The organism is Faecalicatena contorta (assembly GCF_021531995.1).
GTDB lineage: Bacteria > Bacillota > Clostridia > Lachnospirales > Lachnospiraceae > Dorea_A > Dorea_A contorta_A.
On the sequence record NZ_JAFBIZ010000287.1, the window covers coordinates 1 to 681 of the forward strand.

Consider the following 681-nt stretch of genomic DNA (forward strand, 5'->3'; position numbering starts at 1 on the left):
ACGAGTCCATGTTCTATCAATGCTATTTTAACAAGTTCCTGGCAGAGCGTCTGATCAAAGCCGGTGTAAAATCCGGAACCTGTATCTATGTCTATGGAGATCTGGAAATCCATCCATTTCTCTATCAACAGGGCCAAAAGGCAGGACAGCCAGGAGTAGGAGCCAAAATTAATGTCAAGGACTGGCAGTTTTGCCTTTCCAACAAGCCGGAAAATGAGAATAACGGAAATTCTGGAAATCATCAAAATGGCAATAGCATGCCTAATAACAACAACGGAGGTGCGGCTACCCCAGGAAGTGGCAGTTATCAAAATCACGCTGCTCAGGGAAACGGCTACATGAATGGTTCTGGAAATCAAAATGCAGGTATCCCAAACACCGCAGGTGCCAGAACACAGGGCAACTCTTATGCAGCTCCACCTTCTGGACCGATTGGAAACAACATGTACCAGCAGAGCTATTATCCACAGCAAAACATGGTATATGGACAGCAAGGTGGCTTTACCGGAGACGGTTTTCAGGGAATCCCGGAAGGCATGGATGACCAGCTTCCATTTAACGGATAACTCAAAAGAAATAACAGGTTGAGGAATTGCTTACCCATCGGGCATGGCGGTTCCTCTTTTTTTGTTTACAGGAAAGGAATCATACAATGAAAGTACGAAGGAAAAAAAGTAAAAG

The 681-nt window shown here is 44.8% G+C and carries 1 protein-coding gene; it reads left to right on the top strand.

What is annotated here, in order from left to right; translation table 11 throughout:
• Positions 1-566: hypothetical protein (locus JQM82_RS15980; protein WP_235251406.1), on the top strand; the 566-nt coding region annotated here is incomplete at its 5' end.
• Between the last annotated feature and the right edge of the window lie 115 nt (positions 567-681).